14 protein-coding genes are annotated in these 13,400 nt (G+C 73.4%); 7 read left to right on the top strand and 7 right to left on the bottom strand.

The features are described from left to right. Positions 1-205: 205 nt before the first annotated feature. On the top strand, positions 206-940 hold the full coding sequence (locus tag OHA37_RS26520; protein ID WP_266909071.1) for a class I SAM-dependent methyltransferase: 735 nt from the start codon (positions 206-208) through the stop codon (positions 938-940). Positions 941-956: 16 nt separating this feature from the next. Here OHA37_RS26520 and OHA37_RS26515 read toward each other — a convergent pair whose 3' ends face one another. Beyond that, positions 957-1,307, bottom strand: coding sequence for a winged helix-turn-helix transcriptional regulator (locus OHA37_RS26515; RefSeq protein WP_266909070.1), 351 nt, complete (start codon positions 1,305-1,307; stop codon positions 957-959). Positions 1,308-1,404: 97 nt separating this feature from the next. Here OHA37_RS26515 and OHA37_RS26510 point away from each other — a divergent pair, with 97 nt between their 5' ends. After that, positions 1,405-2,337 (top strand): NAD(P)-dependent oxidoreductase, encoded by a 933-nt coding sequence (locus OHA37_RS26510; protein ID WP_266909069.1) that lies wholly within the window; start codon positions 1,405-1,407, stop codon positions 2,335-2,337. On the opposite strand, the gene OHA37_RS26505 is transcribed toward OHA37_RS26510, so the two are convergent. The 3 genes from OHA37_RS26505 to OHA37_RS26495 form a co-directional block, all read right to left on the bottom strand. Further along, positions 2,327-3,190: an EI24 domain-containing protein gene (locus OHA37_RS26505; RefSeq protein WP_266909068.1), complete on the bottom strand. Its 864-nt coding sequence runs from the start codon at positions 3,188-3,190 to the stop codon at positions 2,327-2,329. The genes OHA37_RS26510 and OHA37_RS26505 overlap by 11 nt on opposite strands. Before the next feature lie 135 nt (positions 3,191-3,325). Beyond that, a complete protein-coding gene (locus OHA37_RS26500; protein WP_266909067.1) occupies positions 3,326-3,748 on the bottom strand; it encodes an organic hydroperoxide resistance protein in 423 nt (140 codons plus the stop codon). A gap of 66 nt (positions 3,749-3,814) precedes the next feature. Further along, positions 3,815-4,837, bottom strand: coding sequence for an NADP-dependent oxidoreductase (locus OHA37_RS26495; RefSeq protein ID WP_266909066.1), 1,023 nt, complete (start codon positions 4,835-4,837; stop codon positions 3,815-3,817). A 104-nt stretch (positions 4,838-4,941) separates the two neighbouring features. On the opposite strand from OHA37_RS26495, the gene OHA37_RS26490 reads away from it, so the two are divergent. After that, positions 4,942-5,364 carry a MarR family winged helix-turn-helix transcriptional regulator gene (locus tag OHA37_RS26490; RefSeq protein ID WP_266909065.1) on the top strand — a complete coding sequence of 141 codons (423 nt, stop codon included), beginning with the start codon at positions 4,942-4,944 and terminating at the stop codon, positions 5,362-5,364. An 82-nt stretch (positions 5,365-5,446) separates the two neighbouring features. On the opposite strand, the gene OHA37_RS26485 is transcribed toward OHA37_RS26490, so the two are convergent. Then, positions 5,447-6,211 (bottom strand): SCO2400 family protein, encoded by a 765-nt coding sequence (locus OHA37_RS26485; RefSeq protein ID WP_266909064.1) that lies wholly within the window; start codon positions 6,209-6,211, stop codon positions 5,447-5,449. A gap of 80 nt (positions 6,212-6,291) precedes the next feature. Here OHA37_RS26485 and OHA37_RS26480 point away from each other — a divergent pair, with 80 nt between their 5' ends. Beyond that, positions 6,292-6,888, top strand: coding sequence for a hypothetical protein (locus tag OHA37_RS26480; protein WP_266909063.1), 597 nt, complete (start codon positions 6,292-6,294; stop codon positions 6,886-6,888). On the opposite strand, the gene OHA37_RS26475 is transcribed toward OHA37_RS26480, so the two are convergent. Next, complete coding sequence (locus OHA37_RS26475) at positions 6,885-7,589, bottom strand: esterase/lipase family protein (protein WP_266909062.1); 705 nt, start codon at positions 7,587-7,589, stop codon at positions 6,885-6,887. The genes OHA37_RS26480 and OHA37_RS26475 overlap by 4 nt on opposite strands. 242 nt (positions 7,590-7,831) lie before the next feature. Here OHA37_RS26475 and OHA37_RS26470 point away from each other — a divergent pair, with 242 nt between their 5' ends. From OHA37_RS26470 to OHA37_RS26460, 3 genes are all read left to right on the top strand, one after another. Beyond that, positions 7,832-8,869 (top strand): rod shape-determining protein, encoded by a 1,038-nt coding sequence (locus OHA37_RS26470; protein WP_250745591.1) that lies wholly within the window; start codon positions 7,832-7,834, stop codon positions 8,867-8,869. After that, positions 8,866-10,461: a GAF domain-containing protein gene (locus tag OHA37_RS26465; protein WP_266909061.1), complete on the top strand. Its 1,596-nt coding sequence runs from the start codon at positions 8,866-8,868 to the stop codon at positions 10,459-10,461. Before OHA37_RS26470 ends, OHA37_RS26465 begins: the two co-directional genes overlap by 4 nt. 380 nt (positions 10,462-10,841) lie before the next feature. Next, positions 10,842-12,191 carry a carboxyl transferase domain-containing protein gene (locus tag OHA37_RS26460; RefSeq protein ID WP_266909060.1) on the top strand — a complete coding sequence of 450 codons (1,350 nt, stop codon included), beginning with the start codon at positions 10,842-10,844 and terminating at the stop codon, positions 12,189-12,191. A gap of 20 nt (positions 12,192-12,211) precedes the next feature. On the opposite strand, the gene OHA37_RS26455 is transcribed toward OHA37_RS26460, so the two are convergent. After that, positions 12,212-13,309, bottom strand: a complete 1,098-nt coding sequence (locus OHA37_RS26455; protein WP_266909059.1) for an esterase-like activity of phytase family protein — start codon at positions 13,307-13,309, stop codon at positions 12,212-12,214. Positions 13,310-13,400 lie beyond the last annotated feature (91 nt).

Raw genomic sequence — 13,400 nt, 5'->3', positions numbered from 1 at the left:
AAACAGGGCCCGGACCGGCGGAGAAAGGGCTCGCGGGGGCGCTGGGAGGGCCCTTGCGGCACCCGGCCTCCCTGCCCGCGGGGGCGGGCACCGGGTGAGTGCCCGCAGGTCGCCACAAGGCCCGCCAGCCACCCCATGCACCCCGTCTGACCTGGGATTTCATGCTGTCAGCCGATAAAATCGGGGACAGCTGAAGGGGGTTCGGATGGACCGGAACATACGCAGTGTCGACGATGTGCTCGCCCTCATGGACGGCCTCTTCGCGCCCGAAGCGGACCGCTGGACGGCCGGGGGCTCCGCCTGGTGGGACGGCTTCTACGCGGACCGCGAGCGGCCGGTCCCGTTCTTCGCGGCGAAGCCCGACGAGAACCTGGTCTCCTGCCTCGACCGCGGGCTGATCCCCGCGGGCGGCCGCGCCCTGGACCTGGGCTGCGGTCCCGGCCGCAACGCCCTGCACCTGGCCGCGCGGGGCTTCGAGGTGGACGCCGTCGACCTCTCCCCGACGGCCCTGGCCTGGGCCGAGGAGCGTGCCCGTACCGCGGGGGCCCGGGTCCGCTTCCACCAGGGGGACGCCTTCGGTGCGGCCGGCGCCGGGCTCGTGGGCCCGTACGACCTGATCTACGACTCGGGCTGCTTCCACCACCTGCCGCCGCACCGCCGGGTCAGCTACCTGGCCCTGCTGGACCGGCTGCTGGCGCCCGGCGGCCGCTTCGCCCTGACCTGCTTCGCCTCCGGCGCGATGGGCTCGGAGCTGCCGGACGCGGAGTTCTACGGCAGGGCCCGCCTCGAAGGCGGGCTCGCGTACACGCCGGAGGCGCTGGCTCACGTCTTCGAGGGCCTCACCGAGGTGGAGCTGCGCCGGATGAACGACGAGCCCGCCTCCTCCGACGCCTTCGGCGAGGCCTTCCTCTGGACGGCGCTGTACCGCCGCCCGGAGTGAGGGCCCGGCCCTTCGGTCAGAGGGGGACCGTCTGGGCGGCGTCGGGGAGCAGATGCTTCGCTCCCCACGCGCCGAGGGCCTCCAAGGCCCCGTTCAGCTCGTGGCCGAGCGGGGTCAGGGAGTACTCCACGCGCGGCGGGACCTCCTCGTAGACCTCGCGGTGGACGATGCCGTCCGTCTCCAGCTCGCGCAGCTGGGCCGCGAGCACCTTCTCCGAGACCCCCGGGACCAGTCGGCGCAGTTCGCCGAAGCGGCGCGGGCACTGCTCCAGCTCCCACAGGACCGACACCTTCCACTTGCCGTCGATCACGGACATCGCCGCGGCGATCCCGCAGTGATCCGCACCCGGCCGCTGTGTCATGGCCATCACGCACCCCTCCCCACCTGTTCGCTCACCTCGGGGTAACCACCCACTCCGAAGTGCGTACTTGAGCACCTGGCGGCCCTCCACCAGGCTAAACGGCATGACCGACACCAGCACGAAGAGCAGCACGAAGAGCAGCACGAAGACCGGCACGACCGGCACGAAGACGCCGCTCACCCTCCTCGGACTCGGCTCGATGGGCACCGCCCTCGCCCGCACCTGGCTCGCCGCCGGGCACCCCCTCACCGTCTGGAACCGCACCCCCGCCAAGGCCGGGGCCCTCGCGGCCGAAGGCGCCGTCGTCGCCGCGAGCCCCGCCGAGGCGGTGGCGGCGAACGGCCTGATCGTGGTCTGCCTGCTGGACCACGCCAGCGTCGGCGAGGCCCTGGAGGGCCTGGACCTCGCCGGCAAGGACCTGGTCGACCTGACCACCGGCACCCCCGCCGACGGCCGCGCCCGGGCCGCGTGGGCCCAGGAGCGCGGGGCCCGGTTCCTCGACGCCGGCATCATGGCCACCCCGTCGATGATCGGCGCTCCCGCGGCCGGCGGGTACGTCTTCTACAGCGGCTCCCCCGACCTGTTCGAGGAGCACCGGAGCACCCTGGAGGTCCCCGCCGGCGCCCGCTTCGTCGGCTCCGACCCCGGCCACGCGGCCCTGCACGACGTGGCCCTGCTGAGCGCGATGAGCGGGCTCTTCGCCGGGATCTCGCACGCCTACGCGCTGATCGAGGGCGAGGAGATCTCCCCCGAGGACCTGGCTCCGCTGCTGACCGAGTGGCTGGGGGCGATGGGCTTCTTCGCGGGCGCCGCCGCCGGGCGGCTGGTCTCGGGGGACTTCACCACGGGAGTCGAGTCGAACCTGGCCATGCAGGTCACGGCGAGCTCCACCTTGCTGCGGACCGCCGCGGAACAGGGGGTCAGCCCCGAACTGATCAGTCCCTACCTGGACCTGATGCGGGAACGGCTGGCGGCCGACCCGGCGGCCCACTCCGGCGAGGACACCGCCGGGGCGATCACTCTGCTCAGGCGCTGAGCCGCTTGCCCTGCGGCTGACCCTGGCCCTGGCCCTGCCCCTGGCCCTGACCTTGCGCCTGGCCCTCTGTCTGAGCCTGGCCCTGGCCCTGACCCTGCTCCGGCTCCCGCTCCGCGTCCTCGCCCACCAGGTCCCGGACCATGAGCGTCGCCCCGGCCACCGCGCCCGGCATCAGGAACACGGCGACGAGCGGCACCAGGAAGGACAGGACGAGCGGCACCCCGAAGCCGAGGGCCAGCATCCGCCGGCCGCGCAGTAGCGCGAGCTGCTCGGTGAGCTGCACCCGGCGGCGCATCAGGGCGACGGAGGTGAGCTCCTGGGCGAGGAAGAAGCCGGAGACGCAGAAGCCGAGGACCGGGACCACGGTCTGCCCGATCACCGGCACGAAGCCGAGCGCGAAGAGCAGGATGCCGAAGAGCAGCACCCGGCCCAGGATCCGCAGGCTGTCCCGGGCGGAGATCCACAGCTCCTGGGCGAGCGTGAGGCCCGACTCCGGGACCTCGCCGCCCTCGGTGCGGTCGACCTGCTCCGAGAGGGACTCGTAGAACGGCTGGCCCACGAGCAGGGTCACGGCGGTGAAGGTGATCACCGCGAGGAAGAGTCCGAGGCTGAAGACCAGGGCGGTCAGGAAGCCGCGGAAGAGCCCGAGCCACGGGGAGGACCAGCCGTCGGCGAAGGGGGTCGCCCAGGCGGTCAGGTCGTCGGCGCCGTAGCCGAGGCCGATGAGCGCGCCGGCGTACAGCACCAGGGAGACGAGCCCGGGCAGCAGCCCGAAGCCCAGCCACCGTCCGTGGCGCAGTACCCATCGCTGTCCGGCCAGCAGATAGCCGAATCCCCCCGCAAGATCACGCATGGTGCCAGTTTAGGGCTGGCGTCCGGTCAGGTGGACGCCGGGCGTGACGAAGGCCGCACCCCGGTGCCGGGGTGCGGCCTTCGATGTACCGGTCGTACCGGATCAACCGGACGAACCGGCCGAGCGGGTCGGAGATCAGACCGCGAGCTCGACCGTGATGTTGCCGCGGGTCGCCTTGGAGTACGGGCAGACCTGGTGGGCCTTCTCGATGAGGTCCTTGGCGGTGGCGGCGTCCACGTTCGGGATGGAGGCCGAGATCTTGACGATGATGCCGAAGCCGTCGTCGTTCTTGCCGATGCCGACCTCGGCGGTGACCGTGGAGCCGGTGATGTCGGCGTTCTCGTTGCGGGCGACGACGCCGAGCGCACCCTGGAAGCAGGCGCTGTAGCCGGCGGCGAACAGCTGCTCGGGGTTGGTGCCCTCGCCGCTGCCACCGAGCTCCTTCGGCGGGTTCACGACGACCTCGAGGCGACCGTCGTTGGTGGCGACGCGACCGTCACGGCCGTTCTCGGCGGTGGCAACAGCGGTGTACGCGACGTCGGACTGCTGGATGGACATGTAAGGAAATCCTCCTGGTAAATCGCCGGGACTCGCGCCCACGCGTCACGGCGGTGTGGAGTGAGCCTAACCGGTGAAAGAAACGATCATCTTTCCGGTGTTGTCGCCGCGCAGCATTCCGAGGAAGGCGTCGGTGGCGTTCTCCACTCCCCGCACGACCGTCTCGTCGGCGACGAGCTGCCCGGAACGCAGCCAGCCGGCCACGTCCTGGACGAACTGCGGCTGCAGTCCCGCGTGGTCTCCGACCAGCACGCCCTGCAGGCGCAGGCGCTTGCCGATGACGAGGGCGAGGTTGCGCGGACCGGCCACGGGCTCGGTGGCGTTGTACTGGGCGATCGCCCCGCACAGGGTGGCCCGGCCGTGGACCTTCAGGGAGGAGATGGCGGCCTCCAGGTGGTCCCCGCCGACGTTGTCGAAGTAGACGTCGATGCCCTCGGGCGCGGCCTCCTTCAGCTGCTCGGCGACGGGGCCGCTCTTGTAGTTGAAGGCGGCGTCGAAGCCGTACTTCTCTGTGAGGAGGGTCACCTTCTCGTCGGAGCCGGCGGAGCCGATCACCCGGGAGGCGCCCTTGATCTTCGCGAACTGGCCGACGAGGCTGCCGACCGCTCCGGCCGCGCCGGAGACGAAGACGGAGTCGCCCTCCTTGAAGGAGGCGACCTCGAAGAGCCCGGCGTAGGCGGTCAGGCCCGGCATGCCGAGGACACCGAGGTAGGCGGAGAGGGGGGCGAGCGAGGCGTCCACCGGGGTGGCGTGCTTGGCGTCGACGTCCGCGTACTCGCGCCAGCCCAGACCGTGCAGGACGTGGTCGCCGACCGCGAAGCGCTCGTCGGCCGAGGCCACAACCTCGCCGACCGCGCCGCCGTCCATGGGCTGGTCGAGCTGGAAGGGCGGGATGTAGGACTTCACGTCGTTCATCCGACCGCGCATGTACGGGTCCACGGACATGTGGAGGTTGCGCACCAGAATCCGGCCGGCGGCGGGCTCGGCATTGACCGGGACCTCGCGCAGGGCGAAGTCCTCGGCGACGGGCCAGCCCTGCGGGCGGCGGACGAGGTGCCACTCACGGCTGACGGCGGGGATCTCGGACATGGCGTCACTCCTGGGGAGGGGGAGAAGTGCAAAATGCTTCAGGACGTGAAACAACCATGCGCCTGGATATTTCATGTTGTCAAGTAAATGGGTACGCTGGATCCATGCCCAGCCGTCGCGCAGACCCCCTGACCCTCGAGGTCGTCGAGCTCATCGGCGACGTCGTGACCCGCTACCACCAGGAGTACGAGCACGCGGCCTCCAGCCACCAGCTCACCGGTGCCCAGGCACGCGTGCTGAACCTGCTCTCCCTGGAGCCGATGCCGATGCGCAAGATCGCGCAGAAGCTCCGGTGCGAGCCGTCGAACATCACCGGCATCGTGGACCGCCTGGAGAGCCGCGGGCTGGTCGAGCGCCGCCCCGACCCGGCCGACCGCCGGGTGAAGCTGGCCGCGCCCACCGAGGACGGCCTGCTGACCGCCGACCGGCTGCGCGAGTCGCTGGACTTCGCCCGGGAGCCCTTGGCCGGGCTCTCCACGGCCGAGCGCGCGGTCCTGCGGGACCTGCTCCGGCGGATGCTGGACTGAGGCCGCGGACGGCCTGCGGGCCGTCCGTACGCCCCGAGCCTCAGGCCTCAGGCCTCAGGCCTCAGGCCTCAGGCCTCAGGCCTCAGCAGAAGAACCACCAGCAGTCGACGGTGGGCCTCGGGGTCGGAGTCGGGGTCGGGCTCGGGGTCGGCTTTCCGCCGGGCTTCCCCTTGGGCCCCTTGGAGCTCGCGCTCGCGCTGGGACTCGGGGAGCCGCCGGCACCCGAGGTGGTCGGAGCGGCGGACGTGGGAGTCCGGGAAGCACTGCGCGACGGTCCCGCCCCGGAGGCGGAGCCCGACGCCCCGGCCGTGGAGCCCCCGGTACTCCGGCCCGTGCCGCCCTGCTTCGTACCCCCGGCCGTGGCCTTCGCGGAGCCGGCGGCCGGACCCTTCGCCGAAGCCGTCCCCGAGGGGGCGACCGGATCCCCCGTCAGACCCGGGGCCGGCTCCGCGGGAGCCGCGTCGTCGGTCAGCACCACCGTCGCCGCCCGGTCGGTGCGCGCCCCGTCGGTCGCCAGCCGGGCCATGCCCAGGGTGACTCCGGCGGCGAGAACCAGCCCGAGCCCCACGGTGAGCGCGGTCCGGCGGCGTCGGCGGTGCCCGGTGCGGCGGCGGGCCGCGGCACGGCCCTGGGCCCGGCCCTGGCCGTGCCCCGGTTCCCCGGACAGCACGACGAGGGAGTCGGCATACACATCCGCGAGCGCGGCCGGGTCGCTTCCGAACACGGCGGCGGAGCCGGGGGCGGGCGCGACCGGCGCGGCGGATATCAGGCGTTCGGCCGGGGTCCCGCATCCGGCGCACGCCAGCGCGCCGTTGAGGTACCTGCGGCAGGCGATGCAATAGTCCATGGCGACCCGCAGGCTACGCGTTCGCTCACAACGGCCGTATACCGGGATCGTGAGGATCCTGTGTGGAAGGGTTCGGGTCCATGACGAAGACTCCGGGGACGGCGCCCCTCACCCCGGGCCCCTTCGGCCCCGCCGGCTTCCAACTGGTGCTGCTGCGCCGGATGGCGGATTTCCAGCCGGGGCTCGCGGAGGAGGCCCGCCGGCTGCTCGGCGCCTCGCTCGCCGAGCAGCGGGAGGCCAACAAGCGCTGGCAGGCCATGGTCCGTTCCCCCCGCTCCCGGGGCGCCCTGGCCCGCTACCGCTCGGTGCTCGGACCGCCCGAGGCCGTCTCCTCCCGCACGATCGGCGATCTGACGTGCGAGGCCCTGCTGTGGCCGGTGCCGCTCTGGCCCGATCTGCGCTTCGAGGTGCTCGCCGCGCCGGACGGGGCCGTCTGGAACGAGTGGCTGGTCCGGGCCCCGGGCGCGCCCGGTCCCGTACTCCGGTCGCCGCAGGACCTGCTGCCCTGGTCGGCGACGGTCGACGAGGTGGCCCGGGCCTTCGCCCCCGTCCGCCCGATGGAGGGCACCGCGCCGACGCGGTGGCGACTGGCTTTCACCGCGTCGGGGCGGGCCTGCGTGGCGGAGTTCACGTACGGCCTGCTCCAGGAGGTGTCCGTGGAAGCGGTTCCGGTCTAGGAGCGCAGGAAGGCCCGTACGCCCGCCGAGGTGGGGTCGTCCCCGAGCAGGTCGTTGTGCTTGAGGCAGCCGACCGGGGTGTTCGTCGCCCCGGTGAGCGGGACGCTGTCGTCGGGGTTGATGACCTCGTCGCAGTTGGACCAGAAGGTGGCGTACCGCACCGCGCCGGGGGTCTCGTCGCCCGAGTTCAGGTTCTTCACGACGTAGGAGCCGGGGGTCATGTCCCGGCAGGCCTGGTCCCACAGGGCGCAGGCCCAGGCGGTGGAGGTGCCCCGGTTGGGGCCGGCGAGGGAGACCCAGCGGTCCACGTACGGGGCGCCGCCGCCGAACTTCACGTACCAGCGGGTGACCAGCGAGCCGAAGGAGTGGGCGACCAGGTCCACCCGGGCTGCGCCGGTCTGCCGGCGGACCTCGTCCACGTAGGCGGCGAGCCGTCCGGAGAGGACCTCGTTGACCGACTGATGGGTGTCGTAGCCGAAGGAGAAGAGCTCGGAGTCGGCGTATCCGTCGGCGCGCAGGTCCGCGCGCAGGGAGCCCCAGACGCCGGGGTCGGCGTTGTAGCCGTGGACGAAGACCACCGGATTGCGCGCGGCGGCCGGTCCGGAGGGCGCGCCGGAGGCCTGGGCCGGGAGTGCGGGCGCCGCGAGCAGCGCCAGGCAGAGCGTCAGCAGGGCGAGCAGTCTCTGGCGCACCGTCAGCATCGGGTCCCCTTTACCTTGTTACGCACGAGTAGCACGATCGGTGCGGGCATGGTCGCGCCTGGCGTCGCAGAATTCCACCCCCGTGCAGCACCCACCGGCGCCCCTCGTGACCCTTCCGTATCTCACGACACCCCCCAGCCGGAGCATCAAATCGGGCAATACGGGTAATTCACCCGAGAAGATACGAAGTGTGACCGGCACCCGCCGGTCTTCTTGCGTCAGTGCTCTCGGGAGGATCTGCCGTGACCGTCAGTCTTGAGCAGTTGCGCCGCTGCCACGTGGCCGTCGACCTCGGAGCGGCCAGGACCCGCGTCTACGTCAAGGGCCTCGGCCTGGTCGTGGACGAGCCCAGCGTCGCCGCCGTGAACACGCGGACCGGCGCACTCATCGCCGTCGGCACCTTCGCCGAGCGGATGACCGGCCGCACGCCCGACTACATCCGCGTGGTCCGCCCCGTCTCCGGCGGCACCGTCGTGGACATCGAGATGGCCCAGCGCATGCTGCGCCACCTCCTCGGCGAGAAGCTGCGGCGCGCCCTGCGCCGCAAGCCCCGGCTGCGGGCCGCCGCCTGCACCCCGCACGACGCCGACCCGCTCGCCCAGCGCGCGGCGGTGGAGACGATGGTCGGACTCGGAGCCCGGCGCGTCGAACTCGTCGACACCCTGATCGCGGCGGCCGTCGGCTGCGGACTGCCCGTGGAGCAGCCGACCGCGACGATGATCATGGTGTGCGGGGCCGCCGCCACCCAGGTCGCCGTCCTCTCCCTCGGCTCGATCGTCACCGCCGTGCGGATCCCGGTCGGCGGCGAGGCCATCGACCACGCCGTCGTCCAGCACCTGCGCCACGCGCACGAGCTGATGCTGCCCAGCCAGGCCGTCCGGCCGCTCCAACTGGCCCTGCACGGGAACGGAATCACCGCCGGCGGACCGACCTCGACCCTCATCCACGGCCGCGACGTGGCCACCGGGCTCGCCCGCTCCGTCCACGTCGACACCGCGGCCGTCCGCGACGCCATCCACACCCCGCTGACCGCCGTGCTCGACGGCATCGGCAAGGTGCTGCGCGACTGCCCGCCGGACCTGGTGGCCGATCTGACGGACCGGGGGATCATGATGGTGGGTGGCAGCGCCTTGCTGCCGGGCCTGGACCAGATGCTCCGCGATGCCACCGGGATGCCCGTGGCCATCGCCGAACGGCCGGACGTCTGCGCCGTACTGGGCCTCGGCATGATGCTCGAAGGGAAGATCGCCCCCATGGTTCTGAACCCCCTGGCCGAATGACGCACGCCGAGCCGTCCCCGGCAACCCCCGGGGACGGGAACGACGTCGCCGCCCGCCAGGTGGCCAGCCTGCCCGTCCTCCTGGAGGCGGTCCTCAGCGTCGGCTCCGAACTCGAACTGCGGACCACCCTCCAGCACATCGTGGATTCGGCGACCGACCTGTGTGCGGCACGGTACGGAGCGCTCGGGGTCGTCGACCCCGAGCGCGTCGGGCTGACCGGGCTGTTCACCTCCGGCCTGACCGAAGCCGAGAAGAACGCGATCGGCGGGCAGCCGGACGGCCGTTCCGGCCTGCTCGGCGCCCTGATCACCGATCCGCGCCCGCTCGTGCTGGAGGACCTGAACCAGGACCCCCGCTCGGCCGGCTTCCCGCCGGGACACCCCCCGATGAAGGGGTTCCTCGGCGTCCCGATCCGGGTCCACACCGAGGTCTTCGGCAACCTCTACCTCACCGACAAGCAGGGCGGCGGCCCGTTCACGGACGAGGACCTCGCGCTGCTGCGCGTCCTGGCCTCGCAGGCGGGGATAGCGATCGGCAACGCCCGGCTGTACGAGACCGCGCGCCGCCGGGAGCGCTGGATCGAGGGCGCCGCCGCCGTGACCACCACCCTGCTGGCGGGCCGGCCGGCGGCCGACGCGCTGATGTGCGTGGCCGAACGGGCCCGGCTGCTGGCCGACGCGGCGGCCGGGGTCGTCCTCCAGCCGACCCCCGAGGGCGGCATGGAGATCGTGGCCGCCTCCACGCAGGGGGACCCCGGGGACCTGGTGGGCACGGCCATCGCCCCGGGCTCGGCGGTCCTGGAACAACTCCTGGGCGGCGAGCCGGTCTTCATAGAGGACTCGGCGACGGACCCCCGGATGACCACGCACGTACGCGAGCGCTTCGGCCCCAGCATGATGCTGCCCCTGCAGAGCGGCGGCCAGCTCATCGGCACGCTCGCCCTGCCCCGCGTCCGCGGCGGCCCCGCCTACGACGCGGTCGACCGGCTGCTGGCCTCGCAGTTCGCCTCCCAGGCCGCACTGGCCCTGGTCCTGGCGGACGCGCAGCACGACCGCGAGCAACTCGCCGTCTACGAGGACCGGGACCGCATCGCCCGCGACCTCCACGACCTGGTGGTCCAGCGGCTGTTCGCGACGGAGATGATGCTGGAGAGCACCCGGCGGCGCTCCGCCAAGGCACCCACCGGGGACACGGTCGGCGAGGAGCTGAGCCGGGCGGTGGACGAGCTCGACTCCACCATCCAGGAGGTCCGCACGGCCATCTTCGCCCTCCAGCAGCCGCCGACGGACGCCCCGACCACCTTCCGGGGGCGGGTCCTGCGGGAGACCGGCGGGGCGGCGGTGCTGCTGGGCTTCCAGCCGTCGGTGCACTTCGCGGGGACGGTGGACGCGCTGCTGCCCGACCCGGTCGCGGGTGACCTCCTCGCCGCCCTGCGCGGTGCGCTGGCCGCCGCGCACCGCCGGACGGAGGTCACCTCCATCGACGTCGAGGTCGACGCGGTCCCCGCCCGGGTCCGCCTCACCGTCTCCGACGACGGCCGCACGGAGTCGGGCACCCGGGGCACCACCTTGACCTGGGAATCCCCGCTCTGACGCTGCGCGGGCGGGTGCGGGTGATCTGCCCTGCGGGGCGAGGTCCCCTACCCGCCCTTCCACCGTTCCCCGGGGCTCCGCCCCGGACCCCGCGCCTCAAACGCCGGAGGGGCTGGATAAACCCAGCCTCGCCGGCGTTTGAGGCGCGGGGTCTGGGGCGGAGCCCCAGGGGGTCCGGGGCACAGCCCCGGGGAACGGGCGAAGGGCGGGTAGGGGACTCCGCCCCGCAGGGCCCACCCACCCGCACCGGCCCGCCCGTCGCCCACGTCCCAGGCGGCAGGGGCAGGCACGCCGACCGCCACCGCCGAACCATGCCCGGCGCCCGGCACCCGGCGCCGCCCTGCGAGCGACACGAGAGGAGGCACCCGTAGGGTGTCGCCGTGACGACCCGCCCCTCGGCCCGCGCCGCCATCGCCTCCGCCACCGACCCCGGCAGCTTCACCGAACTCCCCGCCCCGCCGGGGGACTCCGCCCCCGACGGCCCCCTCGGCTGGGCCGGCTACGACGACTCCCGCGCCCGCGCCACCGCGCGGACCGGCGAGGACGAGTCCGTCGTCACCGGCACCGCCCGCATCGGCGGCCACGAAGCCACCGTGATCTCCTTCGAGTTCGGCTTCCTCGGCGGGTCCCTGGGCCACCGCACCGGCGACCGCCTGGAGGCGGCCTACACCCACGCCCGCACCCACCGCCTCCCCTTGGTCTCCCTCATCGCCACCGGCGGCTCCCGCATGCAGGAGGGCATGCTCGCGCTGACCCAACTGCAGCGCGTGGCCCGCCAGTCCGCCCTCACCCGCGCCGCCGGCCTCCCGCAGATCGCCGTCCTTCGCGACCCCACCACCGGCGGCGGCTGGGCCACCCTCGGGGCGGGGGCCGACGTGATCCTCGCGCTGCCCGGGGCGCAGGTCGGGTTCGCCGGGTCCCGGGTGCGGCCGCCGGACGCGGATCCGGCCGCTTACACCGCCGAGGGGCAGTACGCCGCCGGGCACGTGGACGCCGTCGTCCCCGCCGCGCAGCTCTCCCTGACCCTGACGGCCTGGCTCCGGGTGCTCGCCGCGCCCCGCGCCGCCGAGCCCGTGGCACCCCCCGCCGCGCTGGCCGACGTAGCGCTGCCGCCCACGGGGTGGGACGCCGTCCGGCTCGCCCGCCACCCCGGCCGGCCGCGCGCGGAGCAGTACCTGGACGCGTACTTCGAGCTCCGCCTCCACCTCTCCGGGGACCGGGCGGGCGGCACGGACCCCGGGATGCTGTGCGGGTTCGGGCTCCGGGAGGGCAGGGCCGTGGCCTACGCCGCCCAGTGCGGCACCGCCACCCGCCCGGCCGGGTACCGTACGGCGGCCCGTGTCATCCGGCTCGCGGACCGGCTCGGGATCCCGGTGCTCACCCTCGTGGACACCCCCGGCGCGGCCAACGACGCCGCCGCCGAACACGCGGGCGCCGGCGCGGCCATCGCCGACGCCTTCGCGGCGCTCGCCTCGGCCGGGGTCCCCGTCACCACCCTCCTCATCGGCGAGGGTGGCTCGGGCGGCGCCCTGGCCCTGGCGGCGCCGGGCAACACCTGGGTCACCCCGGACAGCTACTTCTCGGTGATCGCCCCCGAACTGGCGGCGGCCATCCTCAAACGCCCCCCGGAGTCGGCCCCGGCGACGGCGGACCAACTGCGCGTCCGCCCCCAGGACCTGGTCGCCCTGGGCGTCGCGCGCGGCATCGTCTCCCCCGCGAAGGAGGAGTAGGGAGGGGACGGGAGTGACGCTCAGTGCCCCCGGCTCCGTGCCGGCAGCTTCACGTCCACCCGGTAGAGCCGGGTGATCTGCTGCGGGAACTCGTTGTCGTCGCTGGTCAGCAGCAGCCGCACCCGTCCGTGCCCGTCGTAGTCCGTGACCACCATGCCCTCGACGTTGTCGACCAGCGGGTGGTTCTGCGGCAGCTTGGACGGCGCGCCCAGCGTCGGGCAGCCGTCGAGGTCGCCGATCGGGGTCTTGCCCGCGGTCCGCAGCGCCGGGCCCTCCTCCAGCGCCGTCAACTTCGAGGTGTCCGTGGCGCCCAGGGGGTCGGCGAGGTACAGCCGCACCGTGATCTTGAACTGCTGCGTGAAGCCGCGCTCCAGCACGATCAGCCGGCCGTCGCGCGTCGGCGCGAGCTCCACCAGCCCGTGTCCGGCGTCCACCGGGTACGCGTACTGCCGCCCGAGCACGAATTCACCGTCGCGGCCGCGGCGTTCCCAGGTCTGGATCCGCTGGAGCGTCCGCCCCTGCGCGTCCTTGCCGTCCCCGGCCAGTGCGCCCTCGACGCCGGCGACGAGGGTGTGCCCGCCGGGCAGCAGGGTCAGCGACTCGAAGGTCTGGTTGACCGTGGCCCGGCCCACGGGCGCGAGCTTGAAGCCGTCCGGGATCGGCAGCGAGCCCAGCACCTCGCCGGTGCGTGCGTGCCGCCGGATGGCCGGGGCGTTCTCGTCCGTCACCAGGTAGGTGCCGTCTCGGTCGACGACGATTCCCTCGGAGTCGAGGGCCTTGCCCGTGCCGTCGGTCAGCGGCAGCCGCGCGGCGGCCGTCGCCGTCGGGGTGTCGCCGCGGCCCACCTTCAGCTTGTACAGCGCCGACTTGTCGGAGATCGCGGCGATCGTGCCGTCCCGGTCCACCGAGAGCCCGGAGAGCCCGCCGACCAGCTTCCCGTCGATGAGGGTCTTGTCGAGGGAGTCCGAGTAGCCGGCGATCGAGAGGTACGGCGAGCAGGAACGGTCCTCCTTCGGTGCCCGCGGAGCCGCGGGGGCCTGGGCCTGGGCCTGCGGAACGAGTGCTCCGGCGAGCGCGGCGGTGGCCACGGCGGTGGTGACGAGCGTACGAAGGCGCATGAAGGCCTTCCTCCTGGGTCGGCTAGGGGTGAACTTCCGAACTGTCATATGACGAATCGAAAGAAAACGGAAGGCCCGGCAACGCGATGGC

Origin of the sequence: Streptomyces sp. NBC_00335, from assembly GCF_036127095.1 — a bacterium.
Lineage (GTDB): Bacteria > Actinomycetota > Actinomycetes > Streptomycetales > Streptomycetaceae > Streptomyces.
Note: the sequence above shows the minus strand (reverse complement) of the source record. Positions and strands in the feature narration are given on the sequence as shown.

Bases quoted from the DNA above. Each gene is read 5' to 3' on its own strand.
- OHA37_RS26520 (WP_266909071.1), top strand. From the start codon at position 206: ATGGACCGGAACATACGCAGTGTCGACGATGTGCTCGCCCTCATGGAC.
- OHA37_RS26515 (WP_266909070.1), bottom strand. From the start codon at position 1,307: ATGGCCATGACACAGCGGCCGGGTGCGGATCACTGCGGGATCGCCGCG.
- OHA37_RS26510 (WP_266909069.1), top strand. From the start codon at position 1,405: ATGACCGACACCAGCACGAAGAGCAGCACGAAGAGCAGCACGAAGACC.
- OHA37_RS26505 (WP_266909068.1), bottom strand. From the start codon at position 3,190: ATGCGTGATCTTGCGGGGGGATTCGGCTATCTGCTGGCCGGACAGCGA.
- OHA37_RS26500 (WP_266909067.1), bottom strand. From the start codon at position 3,748: ATGTCCATCCAGCAGTCCGACGTCGCGTACACCGCTGTTGCCACCGCC.
- OHA37_RS26495 (WP_266909066.1), bottom strand. From the start codon at position 4,837: ATGTCCGAGATCCCCGCCGTCAGCCGTGAGTGGCACCTCGTCCGCCGC.
- OHA37_RS26490 (WP_266909065.1), top strand. From the start codon at position 4,942: ATGCCCAGCCGTCGCGCAGACCCCCTGACCCTCGAGGTCGTCGAGCTC.
- OHA37_RS26485 (WP_266909064.1), bottom strand. From the start codon at position 6,211: ATGGACTATTGCATCGCCTGCCGCAGGTACCTCAACGGCGCGCTGGCG.
- OHA37_RS26480 (WP_266909063.1), top strand. From the start codon at position 6,292: ATGACGAAGACTCCGGGGACGGCGCCCCTCACCCCGGGCCCCTTCGGC.
- OHA37_RS26475 (WP_266909062.1), bottom strand. From the start codon at position 7,589: ATGCTGACGGTGCGCCAGAGACTGCTCGCCCTGCTGACGCTCTGCCTG.
- OHA37_RS26465 (WP_266909061.1), top strand. From the start codon at position 8,866: ATGACGCACGCCGAGCCGTCCCCGGCAACCCCCGGGGACGGGAACGAC.
- OHA37_RS26455 (WP_266909059.1), bottom strand. From the start codon at position 13,309: ATGCGCCTTCGTACGCTCGTCACCACCGCCGTGGCCACCGCCGCGCTC.